This window comes from Parasphingorhabdus sp. (assembly GCF_048269865.1).
GTDB lineage: Bacteria > Pseudomonadota > Alphaproteobacteria > Sphingomonadales > Sphingomonadaceae > Parasphingorhabdus.
The window spans coordinates 1-25,952 of record NZ_JBLWUA010000008.1 but is presented as its reverse complement, the minus strand read 5'-3'; the positions used below and the strand labels follow the sequence as shown (position 1 = coordinate 25,952).

The window sequence follows — 25,952 nt, the reverse complement described above, 5'->3', positions numbered from 1 at the left end:
TTATTCGCTTAGCCGGTCATGGAGCCATGCACGGGTTGCCGCCCAGCGGCGATTGACCGTCGCTTCCGATATGTCCAGCACCACCGCGATATCTGCGATCGACATGCCGCCGAAGAACCGCATCTCCACGATGTCCGCCCGCTGGGGATCAATCTCCTTGAGCTCGTCAAGCAGCAAATCCAGTTCCGTCAGCGCAACCGGTTCCTTCCATTCGGCGATATTGGTGATCAGCGTGACCTTCTGATGCTGCCGCTTGTCCCGGCCTTTGGCGCGGGCGTGATCCACCAGTATCTGCCGCATGATCCGTGACGCCAGCGCCAGGATATGCGCCTTGTTCATGAACTCAAGTTCGGTCAGCCGCGATATCTTGATCACCGCTTCGTTGATCAGGTCTCCGGTCGAAAGCGAGCTGCTGTGTTCCTGTGCCAGTTTGGCAGCGGCAATCTGCCGCAACTCGCGATGAATTTTTGCAAACAGCTTATCGCCAGCGTCGCGGTCACCCTTTTGCCAGCTCGCCATCAATTTCTTATGGTCCAGTGTACCCGACAACCAGCGCCTCCTGATTGCCGGTATACTAAGCCCGCCGGTAAGGGAGCACCAGTCAATATTGGCAGCTGTCCCAAATTCGAAACATGCTCCCGCCGCCAGTTCCATGCGTTATCTCCTCAGAATTTCCATCCGATGGAGACGTTTCCTGCGGCGCTTTGCTCGTCGTTGGTGATGAGGCTGCGGATCGAGCCGCCGATGCTCCAGTTGCCGCCAAGGTCATATTCGCCGGAGACGGTGAACAGGCCGCCTGTGGCATTGGTCAGCGGCGAGCGGACCGGCGTGGTGATACCGGGCGCACCGGCAAAGGCGGTGCCGACCTCGGCGAAACTGCCATCGCCGCCGACATATTGCGCGCTCGCATCGAGACCGCCCCGGCTGCCCTGCCAGTTTGCAAAGACACCGGCGCCCAAACGGGTGCGCTTGTCGGTTGCCCCTCTGCTGGAAAGGTTCAGGCTCTGTGCACCGCTTTCGGCAAAGCGGCCAAGGTCGCTGCTGGCATGGTGGACCGAGACGACCGGTCCCAGAGACCAGCCATCTGCCATTTCCACGCCATAGCGAAGCGCGCCCTCGATGGCGAAGGTGTCGATATCGACCGATCCTTTGGCAATGCGGGCAAGACGGTTGATATTGATCCCGCGGGTAACGTCTGCCTCGCTGTTGGCATAGCTGATCGCAGCCGTAGCGGTCAGGCCCGCACCGCCGGTACCATAGCGGCCATAGGCGCCGACATGCCAGCCATCGCTGTCGGCGCTGCTGTTGCGCGTGGTGAGCTCCAGATCATTCTGCAGATAGCCAAAGCTGGCCCCCAGCGCCCAGGCGTTGCCGGTGCCGCGATAGTCGAGGCCCAGGTCAAAGCCATAGCCGTCATGGCCGGCATTGGCGGCATTGCCGTCGCCATCGATCGAGCCGGTGCGGCCGCTGATGCCGCCCCACATGCCCCAGCCTTCCCCGAAGGCCTCATGGGCACGCGCCACCAGCCGGTCGGTGCGGGCCATGCCGTCATCCAGGCTGTCGGCGAGCAGGCTCGCATAGATCTCGCCCGAGGAGGTATCGAACGCCCGCAGCGCGCCCGGCATGGTCGAGAACAGCACATTCATATAGACCGTATCGGCATCCGAGCCTGCGGTCCGGTCAAAGCCGTCCAGTGCCACTGCCGCCCCGGTCTGGTTGAAGGTCTGGGCTGCCGTCGGGAACAATGGTCCCGGAGTGGGCGTCGGGGTCGGAGTAGGCGTTGGCGTTGGGGTTGGAGTTGGAGTAGGTGTCGGTGTCGGTGTCGGTGTTGGGGTAGGCGTTGGAGTAGGTGTGGGCGTTGGGGTTGGAGTAGGCGTTGGCGTAGGACCATTGTTCGGGGTCAGCGTCAGCGCCACGTCGTTGCCGTCTCCTGCATCATAGGCCACCGTCGGTGTCAGGAATGCCAGCTGGTTGGTGATGGTGCCAAAGACACCGTTCACGGCATCCGCCGCATCATTGTCGATGATCAGATAGTTGAACGGATCATCGCCGGTGAAGTTGCCGATTTCTCCGATCGACAGCGTCGCGCCGCCAAGCGTGACCACGCCGTTGACGATGACCTGGTCGCTGCCGCCATCGTCGCGCACGTCGACCACATAGAAAGAGTTTGCATCCATCGTCAGATCGCCGTTGATCGTCAGCGTGCCGACCGGGCTCAGCCCGGCCTGGGGCGTGACCGGCGCAGCAGGCTGCGGCGCATTGTCGGCGAAGAGCGGGGCGGTGACCTGCGGCTGGTTTTCGACCATCTCGGGCGAACCGGCGTGCGGCTGCTGCTCGGCGAACTCCACGCGCTGGGGCGCATTGTCGACGATCATGTCGCCGCGGCCCTGACCGGCAATGCCGGTAGCGGCAGGCGCTGTGGTTTGCGCGGCGGCATCCGCCGCAACCGGTGCCGCTGCGACCGCAGCAACCGAAGCCGCAGCCTCTGGCGCTGATGGAGCATCCGCCGCAGGCGCGGCGGCAATAGCTTGCCCCGACCCGTCGGGCTCGGCACTGCTCTCGCCGGCCCCTGGCGACAAGATGCCGCCGGTCAGCGTTACCGAACCGATGCTAGCGGTACCCGACAGCCGCGCGCCCGGCTGAACGATCAGATCAAGCCCCGGAATATTGGCGTAGACGCGCAGCGTACCGGCCTCGATCGTGCCGGTCGGCAGCGGCAGACCGGCCGGGACATCGTCGCCGGTGATCGTCCACATGCCCGCACCGCGTTTGCGGATATCCTCGAAGTTGGTGGCGCGGGCGGTATTGCTTTGCAGCAACGCGATCTGTCCCGATGTGCCTGCCGCGCCGTCGAGTATGAAGCTATCGGTCCCGTCACCGCCGTCGATGAGGCCCGTGACCGAATAGGTGGGAAGAAGAACGATCGTGTCGTTACCCGCGCCCAGGTCGACCGCGCCGTTGATGCTGCCCGCATTGGTGACCAGATCGTCGTCGTTGCCGGTGAGCACAGCGCCGACTACCGACCCGGTGGCCGCGATGGTGACCGTATCGTCGCCGTCCCACAAATCGAGCGCGATATCGGTTGCGTTGGACCGCTCGACCGTGCCGGCGATCGTAACGGTGAAATCGATCGGAAGCGGAACGAGAGTGTCTGTGTCGACGCTGCCCTCCTTAACGGTGGTAATCGCGGACGAGTTTTGGGTGACGATGCGTCCGGTCTCGGTGATCTCGATCGTGGCGGTCGGATTGGTGCCACCGTTCAATATCGCGCCCGGATTGGCTTCGACGGCCGAAATCAGAATGCCGTTTGCATAAATGTCTCGTCCTCCGCTCGCGGCGGAGCTGGCTCCGCCCTCGGTCAGGATAGAGCCTGAAATCGTAATGTCGGCTATGTGGCCCAGTTGACTGTTCGGAATAAAGCCGCCCGCATGCTCGACCATAATGCCGACCGAAGCGTCTCCCATCGTACGGATCGTACCACCGGTCTGGTTGATGACCGCCCCGCCAGTTTCGTAAGTGGCCGCGTAGATGCCCGAATAATGGTCACTACCCGTGGTAATATCGCCGGCACTGGTTACCCTGTTGAATGCGGCACCTACACCCCCGACCAGGATTGCTGCGCTGGCATCATAACGGGTAGACGGGCCAGTGCTGTCCACCTGTTCGAGCGAGCCGCCCACGAAATCGACTATGTTGTTGCCCATCCCTTTCGCCAGGATGAGCGGGTCGATCCTGTTCGCGTTGATCAACGTCATCGCGCCGGAAAACTTGAGGGTAATATCGCCCGAGCCTTCGTTTATCGCCTGAATCGCTGGTGCGTCGTAGGCGGAGATCGTATCGATCTGCGCATCGACGACGATATCGGCATCGCTAACATCATTATCATCGGTTATATGCGCGATGATCCCGCGCGTGTTTTGCATCGTCACCGTATCGTCCGCAGTGAGCGAAATCGGGCCGGTGTCGCGCTCAAACTCGATCGCAGAGGCGCTTCCGATAATATCAGTCGTCAGGTCGCGTACGATCAGCGCGTCGACATCGTCGCTGTCGTCCACATAGACGCCGTCCGACTGATCGCCGGTACAGATCATCGTGCGGCCCTGGATGGTGCAGCCGTCCACCACCTCGTTGTTCGGCGTCAGCGTCAGCAGCACGTCGTTGCCTGTGCCGCCGGTGTAGCTGACGGTGGGTGTGAGGAAGGCGTAATCGTTCTGGATCGTGCCAAACGTGCCGTTGACGGCATCGGCCGCGTCATTGTCGATGATGGTATAGTTGAACGGGTCGCTTCCTGCGAACGTCCCCATCTCGACCACGTCGAGCGTCGCCCCGCCGAGCGTGACGGTGCCGTTCACCACCAGCTTGTCGGCATTCCCCTGATCGTCGACTTCCACCTCGAACACCGAACCCGCATCGAAGGTCAGGTCGCCGTTGACCGTCAAAGTGCCGATGCTGTTGCCCGGGGCGATCGTGCCGCCGGTGCTGGTCAGCGAACCGAGGGTGCCGTTTCCGCCGATCCGTGCGTCCGCTCCAACAAAGATATCGAGATCCGGAATGGCCCCGTTCATCACGAGAGTGCCGCCGAGTATCTCGTAGCGCTCGAAGACGGACGCATCGCCGGTCACGGTGATCTCGACATCCTCGCCGCCGAAGGTCGGGCCTTGCTGGAACACCTCAACGCTGGTGAAGTTGAACGCGTTCAGGTCCAGCGTGGCAGAGGTGGTGGTGCCATCGCCCAGATAGCGCGCGGTGTCTTCCTCATCGCCGCCATTAACCGCCACATCATAGTCGAGCGTGACGAGGTTGATGATATCGTTGCCCGCGCCGAGGAAAGCAGTGCCGTTGAGCGCGCCGTTGGCGATGCCGATCGTATCGTTGCCAGCGCCCAGCTGGATATCACCGGTGAATAGCGACCCCGGCCCGCCACTGCCGACAAAGTCGTCGCCAGCGCCAAGATCGGTGATGCCGCCAACCGTAAGTTTGCCGGTGTAAACGAAGCTGTCGTCGCCATCGCCGAAGCGCAGGTCGCCATTGAGCTGCATGCCTTCGTCGGCTTGCAGACTGTCCGAACCGCCGCCCAGCAGCACGTCGCCGTTGACCACGCTGGTCGAGCGCAGGCGCACCGTGTCGTCGAAATCGCCGAGCATGATGGCCGTGCCGCCCGCGCCGGTGATCGTACCGGCATTGTCGATGTCCATCGCCAGCCGTGTGCCGGAAATGCCCGTGGCCGTCGCACCGGTGCCTGCAATCACGCCGCCCATGCTATTGACGATCGTCGAGGCTGCACCTTCGCGGTTACCGAAGGCATTGATCCCGTGTGCCGCACCGCGGATCAGCCCGCTATTGTTGACCCGGGTGGCGGCGGGATCGAAGAAATCGTCCGGAACTTCGTCGCCGATGGTCACCGCCGACGAACTCTCGTGTTCGGCGATGATTTCGCCGGTGTTGTTGAGGATCGCGTTGTTGCTCATCTGGACACCAGGCGAGCCCGACAGGATCGAAATAGGAGTGCCGCCGCTCACGCGACGAACATATCCACCGGCAAAAGAGTTAATCAGTCCGGAGTTGTCGAGAACATCGTTGAACGACAGCGAGACGCCGACCGAGGAGTCTCCGCGAAGAATGATCGAACCGGTGTTGGTGACAGTGGTGACCGGACCGACGGGGCGGCCCTGGACGATCGAACCGCTGGTGGAGATTCCCTGGCCGTGGACTAGGGACGTGGGATCGTTTTCGGTGCTCACCGGACCGAGCGCCTCGATCACGATGGTGCCGTCATTGCGGACGATATCGCCGTCGTTCGCCGAGATGCCACGGGCGAAAGAGCCGCTGACCTCGATCAGACCTGTCCCGGTGTTGACGATAGTGTTGGGTGAAGTGGGAAATTCGGTCCTGATACCGATGACATAACCCTGGTCGGCAGGCCCGACCATGCGCAGGGTACCGGCATTGGTAATCTCGCTGCCGGCAAACGCGTTGCTAAGGCCTTCTGTCGCATCGCTGATGGATGACGACGCGTCATCATTGGGCTCGATCGTAATATCGATCAGCGCGCCTTCGGCATTTAGGATCACCCCGCCGCCCAGAGTGCGGAAGCCATGCGAATTGTGACTGAACACGCCCCTGGCCGTGCCGTAGTTGATCAGAGTGGCACCCGCATTGCCGAGGGCGAAACCCGCTTCGTCCCCGCCATCGACCTCTAGCAAGCCGCTCTCTTCGTTGACGAACAACCCGTTCACGCCAACATGGGCGAGAAGGAGATCGTCCCTGTTGCGATAGATCAGGCTGAGCGTGCCTTCGTTGCGAACCTCGACCGCCTCGCCCAGCGTTTCAATCGTGGTGCGGGAAAAAGCATCCGCAGCAGTATTCGTTACGACCGCCCCGCTTTCGACCAAGACGCTCGCCGCTGGTCCCTTGAAGCCATCAGGATCGACACCGGTGCAGACGACATCAACATCTGCGCCGGCGGGATCGGGACTGCAGCCCTGCGGCCCGCCGACGTCGTTCGGCGTCAGCGTCAGCAGCACGTCGTTGCCCGTGCCGCCGGTGTAGCTGACGGTGGGTGTAAGGAAGGCGTAATCGTTCTGGATCGTGCCGAACGTGCCGTTCACCGCATCGGCGGCATCGTTATCGATGATGATGTACTCGAACGGGTTGTCCCCTGCGAAGGTGCCCGCCTCGACCACGTCGAGCGTCGCACTGCCCAGCGTGACGCCACCGTTCACCACCAACTGGTCGGCATTCCCCTGATCGTCGACTTCCACCTCGAACACCGAACCCGCATCGAAGGTCAGGTCGCCGTTGACCGTCAAAGTGCCGATGCTGTTGCCGGGGGCGATCGTGCCGCCGGTTACCGTCACCGAGCCGATCGAACCGCCACCCGAAAGCATTCCGACGATCCGTGCGTCGGCGAAGCTATTATCCGATTGGCGCAGCGCCCCACTCAGCAGCGCGAACTGCGCATCCGCTCCGACGAACAATTCATAGGAACCCGCGCCGGTCGCATCGAGCGTGAGGTTGGTGTCTTCGGTGAAGGTGAACTGCGCACCCGGGCGCAAATACAGCGCGTGGGCGAGAGCACCCGAGGTCGAGATGGCGATACCGTCATAGAAGAAATCGTCGGTCAGGCTGAAATCATCCAGCCCCTTGCCGACCACCCAGCCATGCGCGCCGTCACCCGTAGTCGCAACATCGACATTGACCACGGTGACCGTATTGGTCGAGCCACTGATCGCGCCATCAACACCCCACAGCTCGAGCCCGATGGCATCGTCGCCGCTGGTGGCGATGCTGCTCTCGGTCAGCTGGAGCGTGAAATCGCTGTCGGTCATGTCGCCCGTCAGTTCGGCGAGGTAGAAACCGCGTGCCCCGATACCTTGTGTGGAAATGTCGAGATTCGTGGCGCTGAGCGAGCTGCTGGAGTCGACCATCGCGCCGTCGGCGCTGGTGCCGATCCAGACGCCGTGCGCATCGGTGCCTTCGGTTGTGACGGTGATATTGCTCATGGCACCGGTCGTGGTGCTGACGTCACCCGCGATGAACTGACTCACGACGAAGCCGCGCGAATTGTCGCCCTGTGTCGAGATGGTGAGGTCGCTGGATTCGGTGTTGAAAACGGAATTTTCAAAGCCGCCGCCGCCGATGAACACGCCGTCAGAATCGGTGCCGACCGTCGAGAGGCCGAGGTCGGTGAGCAAGATAGTGAAGGCGGAACCGACGTCGACGGTGCCTTCGAAGATCATCGCCCCGGCATTGGTAGCGCCGGTGGTGGTGACCGTTGTGTTTTCAATGGTGATAGAAGCTGAGCTTGAGTCACCGTCCAATCCGTGATCGATCCCGCGCGCATTGCTGCCAGCCGTTGTGATCGTCGTGCCGAAGATGCTTGTCGTGCTATTGGAATTTTCGCCAAACGCATCGAACAGCAGAGCGGTCGATCCGTCGCCCTGTGTGGTGAAGCTGCTGTTGGCAATGAAGGCGGTGCGGCTCGACGTATCACCGCCCAGTTCGGCAAGAACGAAGCCGCGCGCATCGTCGCCTTCGGTCGCAATATCGCTGTCGATGATGACGGCATCGCCGATGGAGCCATTGGCCAACTGCGGGATATCGATGGCATCGCTGCCGCCGCCGGTGGTTGCCACGGTCGAGTTCTGGAGCAGCAGCAGAACGTCGCTGGAGCCGCCCACGCCGATATGTATTGCATCGCTGTCCATGCCGCCGGTGATCAAGCTGCTGTCGCCCAACGCGACACTGACCGAGCTGTTGGCACCGCCATCGATGGCGACACCCCGCGCGCCATTGCCCGATGTGGCAATGGCGGTCGCCATGATCGTCGCGGTGAACGTCGAACTTTCGCCAGGGCCGAAGCGAATGGCGTGCGAATTGTCGCCGAACGTTGTGATGCTGGTGCCGACGCCGTCCGCGCTCGCGCCCGACTGGAACGCGCCGACGCTATTAAGTGCACTGCCGAAATCGAACGCAATGCTGTTGTCGCCGTCGGTCTCGGCGATGACGTCGACCAGTCCGACATAGGCGGAGTGATTGTCATCGGCCGTAACCCCGAACAACGGCGCTCCGTTGCTCGAACTAGCGAGCGTCGCACCGTGGGCGAGCAAAGCAGTGGCGTAATTGCCGAGGATACCGGCTGCGCCGCTCGAGGCACTGAGCAGCGCGCCGAGGCCGTTGGTCACGTCCCGGCCAAATTCGATGTAGAGATTGGGCTGGCTGATGATCGCCGCCTGTCCGCCGTCGCTTTCGATCAACGCCCGATCGCCCACGGTAAAGCGGTTATAGAAGGCCGACCCATCCGGCCGGTTCTGGCTTGATGGATCGCGCGGCAATGCCGAACCGGGTGCGACATCATTGCCACCGCTATTGATATAGTCGGCGATCACATTCTTCGCGTAATCGGCCAGCCGCGCCTTTTCGACCGTAACAACGCGCGTGATTTCACTTATGCCGGAATCGCTCAGATTGTTGCCGTTCAGCCGGACCGCGGCGCTCCCTGCGCCGCTGGTCGTGATATCGGCGGTGGTCGAAAAGGCGAGGGTGGAATCCTTATCAATACCGCTGAGGATCACGGCATCGGAATTCGCGCCGGTCGTGCTCAGTGTCCCGCTATTGGTGATCGTCATCTGGTCGGCACTCGCCAATAGCGCGTTGCCCGTACCCATGAAGATATTGCCGCTATTGTCGATGGTCAGCGTGCTGAGCCCGTCCGCGCCATTGGCACTGTTATCGACCGTGTCGAAGGTGGCCCGGATGCCGGAGGACAATGTGCCGATACCGGACGTGAAGTTGAAATTTCCGCTGTTGGTGATGGCGGCGGTCACATTGTCTTCAGCAGTGGCAAAGGCGGTGATACCGATCGTCGCCCCGGCGTCGAAATCAAAATCCGCCTGGTTGATCACCGTGAAATCATAAGTGCCACCGGCTGGCGCACCAAAAGCCGAAATGCCGATGCCGCGCAGGTTGAAGCCGGATCCGGTCATGGTCGCATAATTTTCGACGCGCGAGGTTGCGTTGAGCGCTACGCTCCTGCTGAAAATGCCTGATACCGCACCGTCCGGCGAGTCCATCTGGATTGTGGCACGATTGAAGACATTCATGTCGACAGCGGTTCCGTTGCTCTGCGCCAGAATGCCGTAGCCGCCTTCATTTTCGGTCGTACGGATCGTGCCGTCATTGGTGATGCTTACGGTCGACGGCGTGGAGGGGCTGAGATTCTGGGTGAAGGTTGCAATGCCGCTGGCGAACGGCCCCGTCGCGCTGATCGATCCGGTGTTGCTGATCCTGGTGTTGGTCGGGTCGCCAAAGGCGTAGCTGACAATCCCGGCCGCGAAGCCATTGGAATCGATATCGCTCGTTGTGACGCTGACGTCGATGCTGCCGCTATTGACCACATCGATGTCGTTACCGCCAAGCACGTGATAGGCAAAAATGCCGGACGTAACGCGGTCGCGTTCCCCGGTTCCTCCCGATGAAGCGCTGAGATTCCCCGAATTGTTGACCCGGATCGAGCCAGTGCTCTGGTCGCTAAAGGCCGTAATTGCACTCGCCGAGGGAAAGTCGCTAAAAGCCGTTATATTCCCGCGGTTGGTGACGTCGACATTGCCGAACCCGTTATAGACCGCAGCTTCTATTCCGACAATGGGACTGCCGTTTCCGTCTGACCGGATTGACGCGCCTGTGTTTATTGTCAGATCGAACCCGTTATCGACAACGGCGAGGATACCCTGTCCAAAGCCTTCGATGTTCGGATCGTCATAGGTCTCGATAATGACATCGTCGGCAATGTTGACCGTCAAGTCACCGTCGACCTTGTACAAGCCGATCCCCAATATGCCGGCGGGAGCGATCGGGCCGCTCAAATTCCCAACGTTCAGCGTGTCGAAGACCGGCGACCCCACGCCCGCGACTATCCCGCCGGAGACATCCCCGGTGCAGGTGGCGACGCCATCAACGATCGGGCATTCCGGATCATTGCCGGGGGTTTTTTGCTGCGCCGCAGCCGGGCTGGGAGCCGCAAGCATTGTTGCCAGGGTCGCGGTGGCGAGCGAAGCCATGCTGCATGTCGTTCGAAGCTTTGAAAAGATCGTGGCTGAGTTCGGTTCCGCTGTTCCCATTGACATGATTTTCCCCTGTGCAAGCAAGCCGAAAAAACGCTCTCCCTATGCAAGGCGACATATTTGGAGAAACCCTGTCAAAAAAATCCTGTAGGAAGGTGGCGATCTGGTTTGCAGCACCATTTGATGGTCGCCTGGTGCACGGACATTCATTTGGTTCGGCTGCCGGCCATTCGCATATGCAGATTTTTATACAACCGGAGCACCAGCGTCTGGCGCATGTTGCAAACAGGCGCTTTGGTCGCTGGCAAGCGCGATATCATTCGCGATGGCCTGACAGGGTATAGAATGGAAGATATCAGGCTCCGGAATAACGGCGCTCCATTTCCCGGCATTTTCTCGGAAATTCTTTTTGATCTAGATCAAAGCGTCGCCCGGTTCAGTCGCCTATTGGCTTCCCCATGTGGTCTTATCATCCTGAATTACTGGCTAAACCCGTGCCGCGCTACACGAGCTACCCGACCGCGGTCGAGTTCCATGACGGCTGCGGTGCCGACCAATATGTCCAGGCGCTGAGCGACATGCCCCCAGGCACGCCTTTATCCCTCTATGTCCATATTCCCTATTGCCACTCGATCTGCTGGTATTGCGGATGCAACACCGGGGCGGCGGGCAAAGCCCAGCGGCTGACCGCTTATCTGGACGCGCTGGAAAAGGAATTTGTGTTGATCGGCCGGTTGCTGGGCGGTCGGGGGAAAATACGCCGTATCGCCTTTGGCGGTGGCAGTCCGAACGCCATTACGACCATGGAATTTGTCCGCCTTCTCGACCGGATTACGACAATATTCGATGCCGGCACCCCGGAAATCTCGGTCGAGCTCGATCCGCGCGGCTTTACCTCGGAATGGGCGGTGGCGCTGGCGGCGTCCCATGTCGACAGAGTGAGTCTCGGCGTCCAGACCTTCGCGCCGCACGTTCAGGAAGCGATCGGGCGCATCCAGCCGCTCGCCGATATCGAGAAATCCGTATCTACCTTGCGCCGGCACGGCATCGATTCGATCAATTTCGATCTGATGTACGGCTTGCCCCAACAGTCTTTGCAGGATCTCAACGAAACGCTGACTCAGACAATCGAACTCCAGCCCAGCCGTGTTTCGTTGTTCGGCTATGCCCACATGCCCGGAATGATACCGCGGCAGAGGCGGATTGATGGTGACAGCCTCCCCGATGCAGCATTGCGCTTTGAACAGAGCGAGCTCGGCTATCAACGGCTGACCGAAGCAGGCTATGTGGCGATCGGCTTTGACCATTTCGCCTTGCCCACAGATTCCCTGGCTATTGCTGCGAGCGAAGGCCGGGTTCACCGGAATTTTCAGGGCTTTACCGAGGATCCCAACGAGACCCTGATCGGCTTTGGCGCCAGCGCCATCAGCTGCCTGCCGGGCCTTCTGGTGCAGAATGAAAAAAATGTCGGGCGATACCGGTCTTTGGTCTCTTCAGACATGGTCGCGGCTGTTCGCGGCGTGACCCGCGACCAGGAAACGAGAAAACGGGGTGCGACAATCTCTTCTCTTCTGTGTCAGGGGCATGTCGATGCCGGGGCCGCCAATATGTTGCCGGATGTCCATCTGCTCGATATTTTTGACGAAAAGGGCCTGATCTGTCAGCGCGATGGCCAACTGGTCATTACCGAAGCGGGACGCCCTTATGCGCGCCATATCGCGTGTCTTTTTGATCAGTTTCGGACCCGCCAGGAAGCAATGGCAGCATAGCGATCAGCGGTTGCAAATGCGCAGTAGCAACAAAGATTTCGAGCCTTAATAGCCGGATACATTCCGGCTCCTGCTAGGAAATGAATCTCGGGAGCACATACTGCAAAAGTCTTGGCGAAGGGCAGACCTAGAGCCTCGCTATAAAGGCCTGAGAGACTGCCTAGCTTTCTATCAAAAGCCGTAGCTGTGCTGCCAAGTCCGATGGCGTCAGACCCGAGTCCGAGTACCATTCCGGGGCCCAATTCATCGCGCCAAAAATCAGCATTCGTAGCGCCGACAAGTCGAGCGCGGGTTTGATCACACCCTCTTTCTTTGCCATCTCGAACAGTTCACCGAAGAACCGCCCGAAGTCTCTTTGTCGTTCAAGCGTGCGCTGCTGGATGGAATTAGGCGTTTGATGGAGCATACGCAGCATCGCGACCGCATAATCCGACCGGCTCAAAAGAAATGTCAGATGCGCTTCAAACGCAGCCTCCAGCCGGTCCAGCACGCTAGCATCTGGCGACAAGGCCGCGACCGCCCCTCTTACTGCGGCGTCCGAGCCTTCGACACCCGCAAGCATCACTGCCTCCGCAAGTTCGTCTTTACTGTCAAAGTGATAGTATAAACTCCCCGCCTGCATATCGGCCTTTTGAGCGATATCCCGCAAAGATGCGGCTCCATAGCCCACCTGACGGAACAGGCTCGCAGCAGCATCCAGAATGCGGGTGCGCGTCTGCGCTGATTTGGACGGTGAAGTGACGGTGCTCATTCACGCTCTCTACCCGCTTGGCAAAGGGCTTGCAATTATTCTAACAATCGTTAGAAAATATGCCCATCGAAAGTCAGGACAGGAATTTCTCAATGGCAGCAGCCTCTGATCAGACAGGAAATACGAGCATCGGCCAGAAGCTGGCACAGACGCTGGTGGACCCGAAAGCCTATGCTTCTGGCAGGATATTCGACACGTACGAATGGCTGCGCGCGAACAACCCTCTGGGGATTGCCGAGCCAGAAGCCTTCGACCGCTTTTGGGTTGTCACGAAGCACGCCGACCTGGCTGAGATCGCGAAGAACAACACGCTGTTTCCTTATGGGGATCGTTCTTCGACCTTGATCGACAAGGCGAGTGATGCACGGCAGCGTGAAGTGACGGGCCGGCCATCGATGTTGCAGACACTGGTTCAGCTCGATGAGCCGGAGCATATGCAGCTGCGCAAGCTGACACAAAAGTGGTTTATGCCCGGCAGCATCAAAAAGCGCACCGATGATATTGAGGATATCGCTCGCAAGACGGTTGAAAAATTCGAGGCGACACGTGGCAGATGCGATTTCGCCTCCGACATTGCGCTTCATTATCCGCTGGAAGTCGTGATGCAGATTCTCGGGGTTCCGGAGGCAGATTTCCCGTTGATGCTCAAGCTTACTCAGGAAATCTTCGCACCTCTGGATGAAGAGACGCAAAGGGCGATGGATACGCTTTCGCCCGCAGCTTACGCGGAAACAATCATGGCCATCGTCGCGGAATATTCCGCCTATTTTCTGGCTTTGTCAGAACAACGGCGCGCGGAACCTAAAGATGATCTGGCGACCCTTATCGCCCATGCGGAAATCAACGGCGAGCCGATCACACCCGAACAGGCGCTTGGATATTATTTCATCGTCGCAACCGCCGGTCACGATACCACGTCTTCGTCGGTTGCGTGCGGGATGTGGGCGCTCGCGACCCAGGCTGGATTGCTCGCGACGCTGAAGGACGATCCGGGCCAGATCCCCGCCTTTATCGAGGAATCCATTCGCTGGGCGACACCGGTGCGCAATTTCATGCGCTCGCCTTCTGATGATGTCACCCTTCGCGGGCGCCAGATCAGGAAAGGCGATTGGATGATGCTTTGCTACGCCTCTGCCAATCGCGACGAGGATGTTTTCGAAGCACCGAATGAGTTTCGACTGGACCGAGAAGCGCAGCATATCGCCTTTGGGTACGGCGCTCATATGTGTCTGGGCCTGCACCTTGCCCGGATGGAGATGCGGATCCTGTGGGAGGCCCTGATCCCTCTACTCAAATCGGTCAAGCTGGACGGCGATCCGGTGGGAATTGAGAGTAGCTTTGTCACCGGGATTAAACATCTCCCCATTCAATTCGAGTTGGAGGGATGAACATGGTTTCCAAAACAATCCAAACCGCCTCGCCCTATCTTGAAGGGGTCTATCAACCGGTCCTTGAGGAAATAACCGCACGCGACTTGACGGTCATGGGCGAAATTCCTCGAGACCTGAACGGTTTGTTCGCGCACAACGGCGCCAACCCCCGCTTTCCACCGGGTGCCGGCCATTCATGGTTCGACGGTGATGGCATGGTGCACGGGATCGAATTGAACGATGGCGATGCCATTTTCCGCAGCCGGTTTATCAAGACCCAAGGGCTGGCCGAGGACCTGAAGGCCGGCGAGGCAACCTATGTTGGATCGCTGGCGATGCCTGGACAAGGCAAAAGGCACAAGAACGTCGCCAACACCGATCTTGTCTATCATTCGGGAAAGTTTCTGGCCCTGTGGTGGGAAGGCGGCACGCCTCACGAATTGACCCTTCCCGACCTGGAGACGCGCGGCACGTTCGATTACCAGAATACGCTGACAGGAGGGCTGACCTCTCATTCCAAGCTCGACCCCAGGACGGGCGAGCTGTTCTTCATCTCATGGGCCCCGAAACCGCCCTTTCTAAACATAGGCGTAGCGTCGGAAGATGGCCGGATTACCCGGTTCAGCGAAGTGCCGCTGCCCGGCCCCCGTGTGCAGCACGATATGGCCTTGTCGGACCGCTATATCGGCGTTTTTGATTTCCCCCTGATGATGGATTTCAAGCGCCCGGACCAAAAGGCTCTGGGCTTCGTGCTTGATGATGAAACGCCCGCGCGCATCGCGTTGGTTGATCGCAAGGATGAAAGCGCGGCCATCAAGTGGTTTGATATCAAGCCATGCTTCATGTGGCACATCTCCTCGGCCTGGGATGAGGGCTATGAATTTGTGCTGGTTGGCGCAAGACTGGATGGCGCGACCCGGCATACCAAATCAGGCGCGATCCTCGATGATCTCCCTTTGGTTGACGGCGAGCATCGATTTGATTCCCATCCCTATATGTGGCGTCTCAACACCAGAACGGGCGCGGTCACCGAAAGGCAACTTGACGATAGCTTCGTCGAATTTCCAAGAGTCAATGATCACCATATCTGCTCGGGCGCGCGATACAGCTACATGGCTCGGATCGATATTAATCAGCCCACCCTGGAAGCGCAGGGGATCTACAAATATGATCTTGCAACCGGCAGCAGAACCGATCTGAAACTGCCCATGCACCATATCGCCAGTGAGATGAGCTTTGCCCCCCGCGATGGGGCAAAGCGAGAAGATGACGGCTACCTGATCGGGTTCGTTACGGACAAGCAAAGGATGACCAGCGAGTTCTGGATCACTCCTGCCGACAGCATCGAAGACGGGCCCGTCGCTCGCATCAAACTTCCACAACGGGTCCCGCCAAAATTCCACGGCCGATGGGTCGATGCGGAGGCGTTTCGAACCGCGTAAATGGGAGATCAGAACATGGTGAAAACGGTGGAATTGACGATCGAAGATGGCCTTGCGCGCCTCACACTGGTCAACGGGGACAAAGGCAACCCGCTTGATCTTGAGTTCGGCAAGCAGTTCAAGGCCGCGGCGATCGAGCTTCACGCGTGCAGCGAACTGCGGGCCGTGCTGTTCACCGCGGAAGGCAAGAATTTCAGTGTTGGCGGCAATCTGCTTGCCTTTGCGGATGTTGATGACCTGCCAACCTTTGTGAGAGCATCGACGAGCGAATATCATCAGGCACTGGCGCTTATGATGCGGCTGAACGCCCCGATCGTGTCTGCCGTACAAGGCGCAGTCGCGGGTGCCGGCGTGGCCTTGAGCGTTTTTGCCGATCTGGTTGTTGCCTCCGAGGATGCGAACTGGACTGTCGCGTACACCGCAATCGGGTTTTCTCCCGATGGGGCCTCGACCTTTCTCTTGCCAAGGCTGATCGGTATGCGCCGATTCCAGGAAATGCTGCTTACAAATCGCCGGATCAAAGCCGAAGAAGCCTGCGAAATTGGCCTGGTGACTGAGGTCGTGGCCGCGTCGAAATTGCAGGAGCGGGCCATAACGCTTGCGCAGCAGTTGGCGAAAGGGCCGACGCTTGCCTTTGCCGCATCGCGCCGATTGCTGTTGGAAACGAACGACAATTCGCTCGACACCCAGCTCGCCCGTGAGGCTGAATTGCTGAGCCGCATTTGCGCAAGTGACGATGTCCGCGAAGGGATTGCTGCTGCCCTTGAACGGCGTCCAGCCGCCTTCAAAGGACGCTAAGCGATGCTCGACTATGATGCGGATTTCCTGAGCGACGAACATGTGATGCTGCGCGCCCAATTGCGCCGGTATATCGACGACAAAGTGCGGCCCAATTCTCCGGAATGGGAACAGCTGGGGACGCTGCCCCAATCGGTTTATGAGGACCTCGGCCAGCTTGGCTTTCTCGGCATTGCCATCCCGGAAGACCGGGGCGGGGCGGGGTTCGATGCGCTTGGCTCGGTCGTGTTTGGCGAAGAGATCGGCCGATCAGGAAATGGCGGTTTTTCAGCGGCCATTTCAGATCACGCCGATATCACCGCCTCGATCATCGGGGGCCTTGGTTCCACAGAGCAATGCGCGCGCTTCCTGCCGGATATCCTGTCCGGCAAGCGGATCGCGGGACTTGCGGTGACCGAACCGCGCGGAGGGTCCGACCTGACCCGCATGACCACAAGTGCCCGGCGTGAAGCTGATGAGTGGGTGTTGAACGGTCAAAAAACCTACATCACCAATGCCGTCTCAGGAGATGTTTTCGTAACGGTCGCAAAAACCGATCTGGATGCGCGCGGGGGGCGGGGATTTTCGCTGTTCGTCGTTGAGAAAGGCGGCAAAGGCTTCTCCAACGGAGAGAATTTCCGGAAAACCGGTTGGAAGACCTCTGACATGAGCGAGCTGTTTTTTGATGAGTTCCGCGTGCCTGCCGCCAATATGCTTGGGGACGAAGGCGCTGGATTCTACCTGATGATGGGCGGAATCGAGAATGAGCGGCTCTCCATCGGCGCACAATGTGTGGGCATGGCAGAACGTGCGCTTGAACTGACGCTGGCCTATCTCAAGGAACGCGACGCCTACCGCGGCACCTTGTGGGATCTGCAGTCGATCCGGCATGACATCGCAAAGCTGGTTGCCGAACTCGCCGCAGCAAAGCTTATGCTCTACCACGCCGCGCGCAAGAAAAGCGGCGGCCATTCCGTGCGTATGGAAGCAACGATGATCAAGGCGACGCTTCCCGAGCTGCTGAAGCGGGTCGTGGACATCTGCGTTCAGCACCACGGTGCCTATGGTTATATGCAAGGCACGGAAATCGAACGATTATGGCGCGACACGCGCCCCCATTCGCTAGGCGGAGGCGCCTCGGCGGTGATGCTGGATGAACTGTCGAAGCTGCTTTAGTACAAGCCCAACAAGCCGTCTTCACGAACAAACTAGGCTTGTTCCTACCAGCCGCTCAAAAGAAATGTCAGATGCGCTTCAAACGCAGCCTCCAGTCGGTCCCGGAGGCAAGAGATGAACCGCTCCGGTGGAGTGGGTCGCGCATTCTTGTGTAATCAAAGAGGGGGCAGGCCTCAATCACATTGGTTGGGAGATGGAGAGCGTGAAAGCTCTGCTCGACACTCGCTTGGCTGGGCCGGCTGACGGGGAGCAGCCTGAACCGATACGCGGGTAGGGCGAGCCAGGCCTGTCGGAGAGGAGTTGCCGCTAGACTGACGGCAGCGGTTGGACCGCTATTTTTTCCGCGAAGGGTCAAAGGCCTCATCAAGCATGCCGTGTAGCATCGCCAACGACCGAGAATCGGCGAGCGCGTCATAAGCAAAACCAGGCCGTGCGAAGGCATCAACCGCCTTGTTTGTGAACGAATGTCCGACCCCGCCAAAGATGTGCAATTGCCAGTCGCAGCCAGCCGCTTCCATACTCTCGGTGAAACGAATCTGGTCGTCTTTTGGGACCAATGGGTCATTTGCGCCTATCATCATCAACACACTTGCATCGATCGGTCCCTCGGGGCTGTCCGCGGGCCGCTGCAGACTTGGATGGAAGCCCACGGCGCATCTTACTGGAAGTCGATGACGCGCCATTTCGAGCGCAACCACACCGCCGAGGCAAAAACCGACCGCCGCGATCCGATCGATATCCACACCAGGTTGGCGCGTAAGCGCCTCCAATCCAGCCTTGGCTCGGGAGATCATCAGGCCCGGGGTCGTCATGATTTCGATGACCGTTGACGAGGTATCCTCAAGATCCAGTTCGCCCTCGCCGTAAAGATCGAGCGCAAAGGCTACATACCCTCTTTCGCCGAGCAACTGCGTCCGATGGCGAATATGGTCGCCGGGTCCGGGGCCTTCGTGAATCACGAGCACGCCCGGTGCCGGCCCACCCTCGGCCCCGTCGCAAACGTAGCCCGTCAATTCCACGTCACCGTCAAAGTAGGTGTACTGGGAGATATTCATATTGCCCTGCCTCTTCTGAATGCATTGATGCGCGTGCATCACGCAAACTTTATCCGGTTCCGCACTATCTCGAGCCGAGCGACGTAAATGCGGCTTTCACTATCGACTCCGCCCGCGGATCTTCGCGCTGGCGGTAGGCCATCGTGTTCGTCGTGAAGGCAATCGCAAGATTTGCATCTGGGTCGGCGATGGCGAAAGAGCCTCCCCAACCATTATGTCCGAAAGCGCGTGGGTTTGGACCATAGGTGTCGTTCGAGTTCAGGGCGAACCCTGCGCCCCATCGGAACGGCAGCGCAAGGACCAGGTCGTTACCGTCGATGCGGCAATCGATGGCTCGCCCGAGTGCCGACATTGACAACAATTTTCCGCCGAGCATCACATCATAGAGTTTCGCGAGCGCAGACGCATTGGAAACACCGTTGGCCGAAACAAGTTCGGCTGTCAGCCACTCTTCGGTATTGGCGATCAGAGGGTCGAGAGGCGGTTCGGTAAAAGTTCGGTGCTGGATTTCGGAAAGCACGTCACCGCCTGCTCGGTTGAAACTCTCAGCCACAAAAACCGGGGAAATGCGCGATCGCGCCACCGTCCGTGCGCCAATCTGGATGTCGACTTCGAAAGGTCGAGCAATTTCCTCTTCTATAAAGATCGAAAGGGACCGGCCTTCAATACGCTGGAACAGCGCGTCCAGCAGCGGCCCGAAGGTAACAAGATGATAGCCTGGCGCGCTCCCCGGCGCCCACAGAGGCTCAGCACCGGCAAGAAGCGCTGCCGCACGTTCGAGGTCACACAGATCACTTAGCGTGGTTCCGTTGCCCAGCGCAGAGAGCCCTGCCTGATGCGACAGTAGCTGGCCGATGGTGACGTTGCCCTTTCCGCCGGTCGCGAATTCCGGCCAGTAGCGCGCGACCGGGTGTTCATAATCGAACAGTCCGCGATCGGCCGCCATCGCGAAACACAATGCGCCCACACCCTTGGTCGCCGACCAGATGTTGACGACGGTATTTTCCTGCCATGGCTTCGTGCGGGCTTCGTCTGTCCACCCGGCATGGAGATTGACCACCTCTTCTCCCTCCAGATAGACGCATAGTGCAGCGCCGATCTGGTCTGGCGGGGCCATGATCTTTTCAAATGTCCTTGCAACTGCTTCGAACGCAGGGTGGTAGCTGCCACTAGGCTGGGCTTGTGGGTGATTGACCATGGAGTTAGAATGCGGCCTGCAGTTCTAGACCGAAGACCCTGCCCTTGGTCAGCGAGCCGCCGGCCCCGAATCCGAGCGTTGCCGGCAGCTGGGTGTCGCCTCCATGATTGACTTCGTTCAGCAGGTTCTTGGCATAGGCAGTCGCGGTTATCTTGCCGAAATCCAGCGAGATACTGGCGTCCAGCGCATCGAAAGAATTGAGATACCCGGCATTGTTATCGGTGTAGAAGGCGCGATCCCGGTGCGAGAACGACATGCGGGAATTCATCAGGATCGTGTTGGACACATCCAAGCTATGAATTAACCCCAAACCGTAAGTCCACGGCGACAGTCGCGGAATTTCGAGTGCGGTATCCGCATCGTCTATAATGCCGTCGTTAGTAAGGTCGAAGCGAACGACATCGTAATCCCCATCCAGATAGCCAAGGTCGGCGGTCACGACGAGGCTGTTCGAAATCCGGAATCGTCCTTCCACCTCGAAGCCGAAAATCGTTGCATCTGCAGTGTTCCTGATCACTTGCACCACCCCGGTCAGGGGGTCTGGCAGATTGATTTCCCGCTGCATGTCCTCAATTTTGGTCACAAACACGGCAGCGTTGATAGTGGCTCGACCCGGCTGTGCCTTGAAGCCCGCCTCGAAGGAATCGACCGTTTCTTCATCGAATGGACCCGGGGCAATCGATAGGCCCGAATTGCGGAAGTTGTACCCACCTGAACGCACCCCGCGTGTCCAGCTGGCATAGGTGTTCAGGTCGGGATTGACCTCCCACGTCAGACCTACCTTGGGAGTCAGGTTCTTCCAGCTTTTCGAGTCGGCGAAATCTTCCGAGCATGATCCGGGGATGCGCACGTCGCATTGGGTCGTGTTGAGGATCAGGGTGGAGATGACCACATCCTTTTCCTCGTGCGTATAGCGTAGGCCTAAGTTCACGCTTAGCGCGTCAGTCAACGAAATGTCGGCCTGGCCGAATATCCCCACCGTGCTCTGTTCCTGCCGGCCTCCGCCATTGAAATAAAGATAGCCACCCAGGATCTCGCGACGTTCGTTGTAGAAGATCGACTGGTCGAAATAATAACCGCCCAAGGTTAACTCGACCGCCTCTCCCAGCCGTGTATTCAGGCGCAGCTCTTGCGAAAACTGGTCCTGATCCGTGAGCAGGTCAGCGTGGAAAAGGAAGAACGGCGTGCCATCAAGATCGCCGCGCGTGTCGGATTCGAACTGGCGCCATCCCGTGATGCTCGTGATGGCGGTGTTCGGCCCCAGGTCCCACCTGACCTCCCCGATCAACTGGTCCCAGCTGTTGTCGAAAAATCCGTCTGTGTTGACCGAGAAATCGAAAGTATTGCGGTCTGCGCTGTAGAAAATGTTGGGGATGTCGTTCGCCCCGGGATGGTTCTGGATCTGCGGGCCATCGCCTTTGGTTTGTCCGTGTTCGTAACGTAGCAGGATTTGTACGTCGTCAATCGCTGTCACTTCAAAAGAGGGACGCAAGATGAACGTCTTGCTCTTACCGAAGTTCTCGAGGGCGTCGGGTTGATTCACAGCGATCGGGAAGCCAAGATTTTGGAGAAGCGCAACCGTACCTCCGATGACCTGGGCTTGTCCCTCGAGCCCGGGTCCGCCAAGGTAATTTTCGAACCATCCGTCATCGCGGTTGTAATAGGCCACCAGCTTGGCGTTCAGTACGTCAGGGATAACCGGCCCTCCGACCGACGCCATGGCGTAATAGTTGCCGCCGCTGCCCTTCAGGCCGCTTTCGGCTGCAATCTTCCCGCGCACTTCGAATTCGTCGGGCGGTCGCCGGGTGTTGATCAAAACCGCACCGCCGGTCGTGTTGCGACCAAACAGGATACCCTGCGGCCCTCGCAGTACCTCGACCGATTCCAGATCAAAGACATCGAGCAGCACGCCCTGGTTGATGCCCAGATACATGCCATCGACAAAGACACCTACGGTCGGATCGATGGAGGGTATGGAAGAGTTTATACCCAGCCCCCGGATCGAGAAGTTGGCCACCCCTTTGGTCGTGCCGACATCGTCCAAAGCGACATTGGGCACCGAATAGGTCAGGCTTTGCAGGTTGCGGGTCTGCAGAGCGTCGAGTTGAGCGGATCCGAAGGCGGTTACGGCCAACGGCACATCCTGAACATCTTCAACGTTCAGTCCTTTCGTCCCCGTCACCACGATGACTGAATCGATGGCATCGACCGCCGAATTTACATCGGTCGACTTTTCGGCAATTGGGCCATCGCCTTCCGCACCATCACTGTCTTGCGCAAGGACCGGCTGCCCAGCCATCAGGGCCAGCGCCGATACGCCGTAATACACCAACTTAACGCTCATATCCATACTCCCATCTTCGGCCCGATGCGTTGAACGGCCAATTCATGAGGGCGAGTATGTGGCATTTCCTTTCAATTGAAAAATGCATTTAATATGGTAATGTCCACCAAATTTTGGAGGAATGATTGAACGCAGAACATTTGCGATATTTCCTGGCCGCAGCGCGCCACGGGAGCTTTGCTGCGGCTGCCAAGTCGCTCAATATGTCGCCCACCCCGGTTAGCTACGCGATCGGTGCGCTGGAAGCGCGACTGTCCACCACCCTTTTCAATCGCGTGCGTTCAAAGGGCCTGACCCTGACTCCTTCGGGAAAACGGTTACAGGAACATGCCAACCAGGTCGTGAGTGAACTCGACGCACTGGAGTCTCGCTTCAGAAGCCACAACGGACAGTTCGCGGGCGAGCTTGTCGTTGGTTGCCAGGAATCGCTGGTATGGTCGCTGATGCCGCGGGCCTTGAAGCTCACCGCTGAACGGCATCCCAAGCTGCAGGTGTCGATCCGAACCGTCCCGCTGGCGACTGACTATTCAACGCTGCTCGCCGGCGAGATCGACCTGCTGGTGACCTTTCGGCACGTTGTCGATCAGAACCCGCGAATTTGCGTAACGCCACTGTGCGCGCCGCAGCCTACCGTGATGATGCGCGCTGGACACCCGCTTGACCGGGGGCAGACGGAAATTTCTTTGTCCGAGATTGCGCTGTTTCCTCAGGTGATGAACGTAGAACCTGCAGCCTACGAACTTTCCATGGAGATGTTTCGAAGCGCGGGATGTGTACCGACCGTGAATTGCCAGTGCGATGTCACCGCTGGCAGTCAGGCGATAGTCGGGCAATCAGATGTAGTCGCGCTTCGGGTGGCCTTGCCTGCGAGCAATGTCTCCCCACTCGGCGACAAGCTGGCTTATTACACGCTCGCAGACAGAGTGCCCACAGCCAGCGTCATCGCGGCACGGGTAGCCCGTTCTTCGATAGGCATACCCTCGAAGCGAGATGCTTTCATCTCGATATGCGAGCAGTTGTTTACCACCGGAGCGATGCGGACCCACTTCAGCTACTGAGATTGGGGCGGAAGACCTTTCCCATTCTTCTTAGGCGGCCTCCCCCTACCATTGCCGTAACACATGGCTGTGAGCATTGCGGCAAGTCGATGAAGCGCGATGAGGTCGAAGTCGAGTTTTCAGCATCGCTCAAGCAATTAGAGCCGACACCGCAAAGCAAAGCAGCGAGGGAGTGAAAAGCAACAGCGCTAAACCTGGCGTTTTCCCGTCGTCTGCAATATGGCTGCGATATAGGCGTTAGAACGGCGGATATATCGTTACCGTTCAAGGTCTTAAGTGACTTTTCGATGCTCGAAAACAAAATGGTGCACCCGAGAGGATTCGAACCTCTGGCCTCTGCCTTCGGAGGGCAGGGTCCAATGACGTGTTTTGCAGAAAACTGCGGTTTCAATGCTCAAAACATGCGGAACAGACCCAGATCAAACCATGAATTTATTGCATTTACACCGGAGTTACACCGGAGGTTCGAGTGTTTGCCGCCACAAATTAGTTCGTGCAGCACATGTGCCATTCGCAGTGCCAAGCCTCCAGGGGAGGTGAATGATCATATCTAAATGACCGAAATTGGGGTGTTAACGGACTGTCCGCATTTAGCCTGCAACACCGACAAAGCAGGCGTTGCGGTTCACGTTTTAGGAACGCCCGCTTGCGGCCCAACAACTGTCATTCTCACGGGACAAGTTCTATGTCCGCTTCGCGCCCAATTGCCGTCATTCCGAACGCCGACGCTCGTCCCCGAAAGCGGCCATAGAGGACGCGGAAGGGACTTAATTCAGGGTGTCGGTTGCAAATTGGAATCAAGAAAGTCCAGAATGCGCTCAGAGACCGGCAATTTGGTAAGGTCTGGCGCGAGGCTGACCGCACCCATCGGATAGAAATGTCCGAAGTTAGCAACCCAAGCTGTATCACATTTGATACCCTTAAGGCCAAACAAGGCTGCAATCTGGGCGCTGCCGCCACGAACCCCTGGCAAATCATTTTGGCCAACGAGAACAAGAAGCGGTGGCTGGCCTGATTTGGCCGTGGCTGCCAAGTTATAGCCCCAAGAACTGCCCGAAATCGATACCACCGCTTTGACCGGCGCATCTGCACCGTAAGCCGTGTTGATTGCGGTAATCGCACCGGCGGAGAACCCTCCGATGGCGAGGCGGTCAGGATCGACTCCATATTTGTTGGCATGTTGTTGAATATGGGCAATGGCTGTGCCCATGTCTTCGGACGCTGCAAGAATGGCTCGCCAGAACTGATCACGACCCGCGTCATCCAGAGCCGGCAAACCCATTTGCTGGCGGGAAAAGTCTACGCGTGCTGTAGTCGCAGGTGTTATGGCAAGCGACTGCGGCATGAGCTTTTCTAGATCGATTGGTTTGGCGAGCACTGGGTTCTCCTGCGTCAGGCGATACTCCATAGAAAAACAAACATAACCGCGTCGCGCAAATGTGCGGCAATAATCGGCCATAGAGGAGTCGTGCGCGCCATCTTCCTGAAAGTGCCCTTCTCCTTTATCGCCGCGATGAAATGATCCACCGAATGCCATTAGGACAGCGGCTCGTCCCCCGGAGTTTTTCGAGGCGCCTAGAGGTGCATAGACGTCCATAACCAGGTTGCGGAGATGGCCGCCCCCGGCCTTGCCGACAAGTGCCTCACCATAAACTATATCTCTAGTGACGGTAATGCCTTCAGGGACATTGCCATCCGAAAGATGTTGTGCAGAAACAGAGGTTGTGAAGCACAATACAACCAACAAAAAAAGACTTCGGCTAATCATGTCGTTTCCTTATCTGACATCAGACCGCAGGTTGCCTGAGGTCGCTCCGCGAGAATGTCAACGTATCGATTAGCCCAAGCCACTCAAAATATTAAAAAAATCTATCTCCCCTAGATGCGCCCTCATTAGACCTTAAAGCCGAAAACCTGAACGACTGCTATTGGGACTATTCTGTTGAAGAACTCGGTTGTGGCAATGATCGACATGCGGTGCGGATAGTGGACGAACGGGGTTGCCTTCCCGCTCAGGCGGGTTCGAGGCCTGGCATCGGTCGCATCTTGGCCATTTTCCGGAGGTTTTGGGCCATAGCGGCGAGGTGGAACTCGTCTTTTGCTCCGTTGGGACCGCGCAGGCGCAAGCGGTCCAGCTTCAGTATTCGTTTGAGGTGCGCGAACAACATCTCGACCTTCTTCCGCTGCCGGCGTGACACGAGATAGGCGTCGGTGGTGGCGATAGCCCGAGCCATGTCGCGCGCGCCTTCATGGACTGAGCGCATGATTTTGCGAGCCACCATGTTCGGCGTGCAGCGCTGTTTGAGCTGGCAGGCCTGACAGTCTTTCTGGCTCGCTCGATAGCGGATGAAGCCATCGGCATTGGCAAGCGGCCGCGGCGTCTTGAAGTTGCGGTTGGTGGATCGGAGCCGTTTGCCGCCAGGGCAGATATAGCTGTCGTCTTCTTGGTC

At 58.7% G+C, this 25,952-nt stretch carries 14 protein-coding genes; 6 read left to right on the top strand and 8 right to left on the bottom strand.

What is annotated here, in order from left to right; all coding sequences use genetic code 11:
- Complete coding sequence (locus ACN0WW_RS11730) at positions 1-549, bottom strand: ECF-type sigma factor (protein ID WP_417612673.1); 549 nt, start codon at positions 547-549, stop codon at positions 1-3.
- Positions 550-665: 116 nt separating this feature from the next.
- Positions 666-10,559, bottom strand: a complete 9,894-nt coding sequence (locus ACN0WW_RS11725) for an autotransporter outer membrane beta-barrel domain-containing protein (RefSeq protein WP_417612671.1) — start codon at positions 10,557-10,559, stop codon at positions 666-668.
- 461 nt (positions 10,560-11,020) lie between these two features.
- Here ACN0WW_RS11725 and hemN point away from each other — a divergent pair, with 461 nt between their 5' ends.
- Positions 11,021-12,331 carry an oxygen-independent coproporphyrinogen III oxidase gene (gene hemN, locus ACN0WW_RS11720; protein WP_417612669.1) on the top strand — a complete coding sequence of 437 codons (1,311 nt, stop codon included), beginning with the start codon at positions 11,021-11,023 and terminating at the stop codon, positions 12,329-12,331.
- A gap of 160 nt (positions 12,332-12,491) precedes the next feature.
- Here the strand turns inward: hemN and ACN0WW_RS11715 are convergent, their stop codons facing one another.
- Positions 12,492-13,082, bottom strand: coding sequence for a TetR/AcrR family transcriptional regulator (locus tag ACN0WW_RS11715; RefSeq protein ID WP_417612667.1), 591 nt, complete (start codon positions 13,080-13,082; stop codon positions 12,492-12,494).
- A 92-nt stretch (positions 13,083-13,174) separates the two neighbouring features.
- On the opposite strand from ACN0WW_RS11715, the gene ACN0WW_RS11710 reads away from it, so the two are divergent.
- The 4 genes from ACN0WW_RS11710 to ACN0WW_RS11695 are packed head-to-tail and all read left to right on the top strand — an operon-like array spanning position 13,175 to position 17,847.
- Positions 13,175-14,470 (top strand): cytochrome P450, encoded by a 1,296-nt coding sequence (locus ACN0WW_RS11710; protein ID WP_417612665.1) that lies wholly within the window; start codon positions 13,175-13,177, stop codon positions 14,468-14,470.
- Between the two features lie 2 nt (positions 14,471-14,472).
- The gene (locus tag ACN0WW_RS11705) at positions 14,473-15,894 is read left to right on the top strand and encodes a carotenoid oxygenase family protein (protein ID WP_417612663.1); all 1,422 of its coding nucleotides are present in this window, start codon (positions 14,473-14,475) and stop codon (positions 15,892-15,894) included.
- A gap of 15 nt (positions 15,895-15,909) precedes the next feature.
- Entirely contained in the window at positions 15,910-16,692 is a 783-nt protein-coding gene (locus ACN0WW_RS11700; protein ID WP_417612661.1) for an enoyl-CoA hydratase/isomerase family protein, read from the top strand.
- Positions 16,693-16,695: 3 nt separating this feature from the next.
- Complete coding sequence (locus tag ACN0WW_RS11695) at positions 16,696-17,847, top strand: acyl-CoA dehydrogenase family protein (protein ID WP_417612659.1); 1,152 nt, start codon at positions 16,696-16,698, stop codon at positions 17,845-17,847.
- Between the two features lie 332 nt (positions 17,848-18,179).
- Here ACN0WW_RS11695 and ACN0WW_RS11690 read toward each other — a convergent pair whose 3' ends face one another.
- The 3 genes from ACN0WW_RS11690 to ACN0WW_RS11680 are packed head-to-tail and all read right to left on the bottom strand — an operon-like array spanning position 18,180 to position 22,450.
- Positions 18,180-18,941, bottom strand: a complete 762-nt coding sequence (locus ACN0WW_RS11690) for a dienelactone hydrolase family protein (RefSeq protein ID WP_417612657.1) — start codon at positions 18,939-18,941, stop codon at positions 18,180-18,182.
- Between the two features lie 25 nt (positions 18,942-18,966).
- The gene (locus ACN0WW_RS11685) at positions 18,967-20,100 is read right to left on the bottom strand and encodes a serine hydrolase domain-containing protein (RefSeq protein ID WP_417612655.1); all 1,134 of its coding nucleotides are present in this window, start codon (positions 20,098-20,100) and stop codon (positions 18,967-18,969) included.
- 4 nt (positions 20,101-20,104) lie between these two features.
- Positions 20,105-22,450, bottom strand: a complete 2,346-nt coding sequence (locus ACN0WW_RS11680) for a TonB-dependent receptor (RefSeq protein ID WP_417612653.1) — start codon at positions 22,448-22,450, stop codon at positions 20,105-20,107.
- A gap of 119 nt (positions 22,451-22,569) precedes the next feature.
- Here ACN0WW_RS11680 and ACN0WW_RS11675 point away from each other — a divergent pair, with 119 nt between their 5' ends.
- Complete coding sequence (locus ACN0WW_RS11675) at positions 22,570-23,502, top strand: LysR family transcriptional regulator (protein WP_417612651.1); 933 nt, start codon at positions 22,570-22,572, stop codon at positions 23,500-23,502.
- Between the two features lie 772 nt (positions 23,503-24,274).
- Here ACN0WW_RS11675 and ACN0WW_RS11670 read toward each other — a convergent pair.
- Both ACN0WW_RS11670 and ACN0WW_RS11665 read right to left on the bottom strand, forming a co-directional pair.
- A complete protein-coding gene (locus ACN0WW_RS11670; RefSeq protein WP_417612649.1) occupies positions 24,275-25,270 on the bottom strand; it encodes an alpha/beta hydrolase in 996 nt (331 codons plus the stop codon).
- Positions 25,271-25,514: 244 nt separating this feature from the next.
- Positions 25,515-25,952 (bottom strand): transposase (locus tag ACN0WW_RS11665; protein ID WP_417612647.1); only part of this gene is annotated, 438 nt, incomplete at its 5' end.

What these genes read in the sequence shown, in the direction of transcription:
- ACN0WW_RS11725 (WP_417612671.1), bottom strand. Translation starts at nt 10,559, where the DNA reads ATGGCTTCGCTCGCCACCGCGACCCTGGCAACAATGCTTGCGGCTCCC.
- hemN (WP_417612669.1), top strand. Translation starts at nt 11,021, where the DNA reads ATGTGGTCTTATCATCCTGAATTACTGGCTAAACCCGTGCCGCGCTAC.
- ACN0WW_RS11715 (WP_417612667.1), bottom strand. Translation starts at nt 13,082, where the DNA reads ATGAGCACCGTCACTTCACCGTCCAAATCAGCGCAGACGCGCACCCGC.
- ACN0WW_RS11710 (WP_417612665.1), top strand. Translation starts at nt 13,175, where the DNA reads ATGGCAGCAGCCTCTGATCAGACAGGAAATACGAGCATCGGCCAGAAG.
- ACN0WW_RS11705 (WP_417612663.1), top strand. Translation starts at nt 14,473, where the DNA reads ATGGTTTCCAAAACAATCCAAACCGCCTCGCCCTATCTTGAAGGGGTC.
- ACN0WW_RS11700 (WP_417612661.1), top strand. Translation starts at nt 15,910, where the DNA reads ATGGTGAAAACGGTGGAATTGACGATCGAAGATGGCCTTGCGCGCCTC.
- ACN0WW_RS11695 (WP_417612659.1), top strand. Translation starts at nt 16,696, where the DNA reads ATGCTCGACTATGATGCGGATTTCCTGAGCGACGAACATGTGATGCTG.
- ACN0WW_RS11690 (WP_417612657.1), bottom strand. Translation starts at nt 18,941, where the DNA reads ATGCACGCGCATCAATGCATTCAGAAGAGGCAGGGCAATATGAATATC.
- ACN0WW_RS11685 (WP_417612655.1), bottom strand. Translation starts at nt 20,100, where the DNA reads ATGGTCAATCACCCACAAGCCCAGCCTAGTGGCAGCTACCACCCTGCG.
- ACN0WW_RS11680 (WP_417612653.1), bottom strand. Translation starts at nt 22,450, where the DNA reads ATGGATATGAGCGTTAAGTTGGTGTATTACGGCGTATCGGCGCTGGCC.
- ACN0WW_RS11670 (WP_417612649.1), bottom strand. Translation starts at nt 25,270, where the DNA reads ATGATTAGCCGAAGTCTTTTTTTGTTGGTTGTATTGTGCTTCACAACC.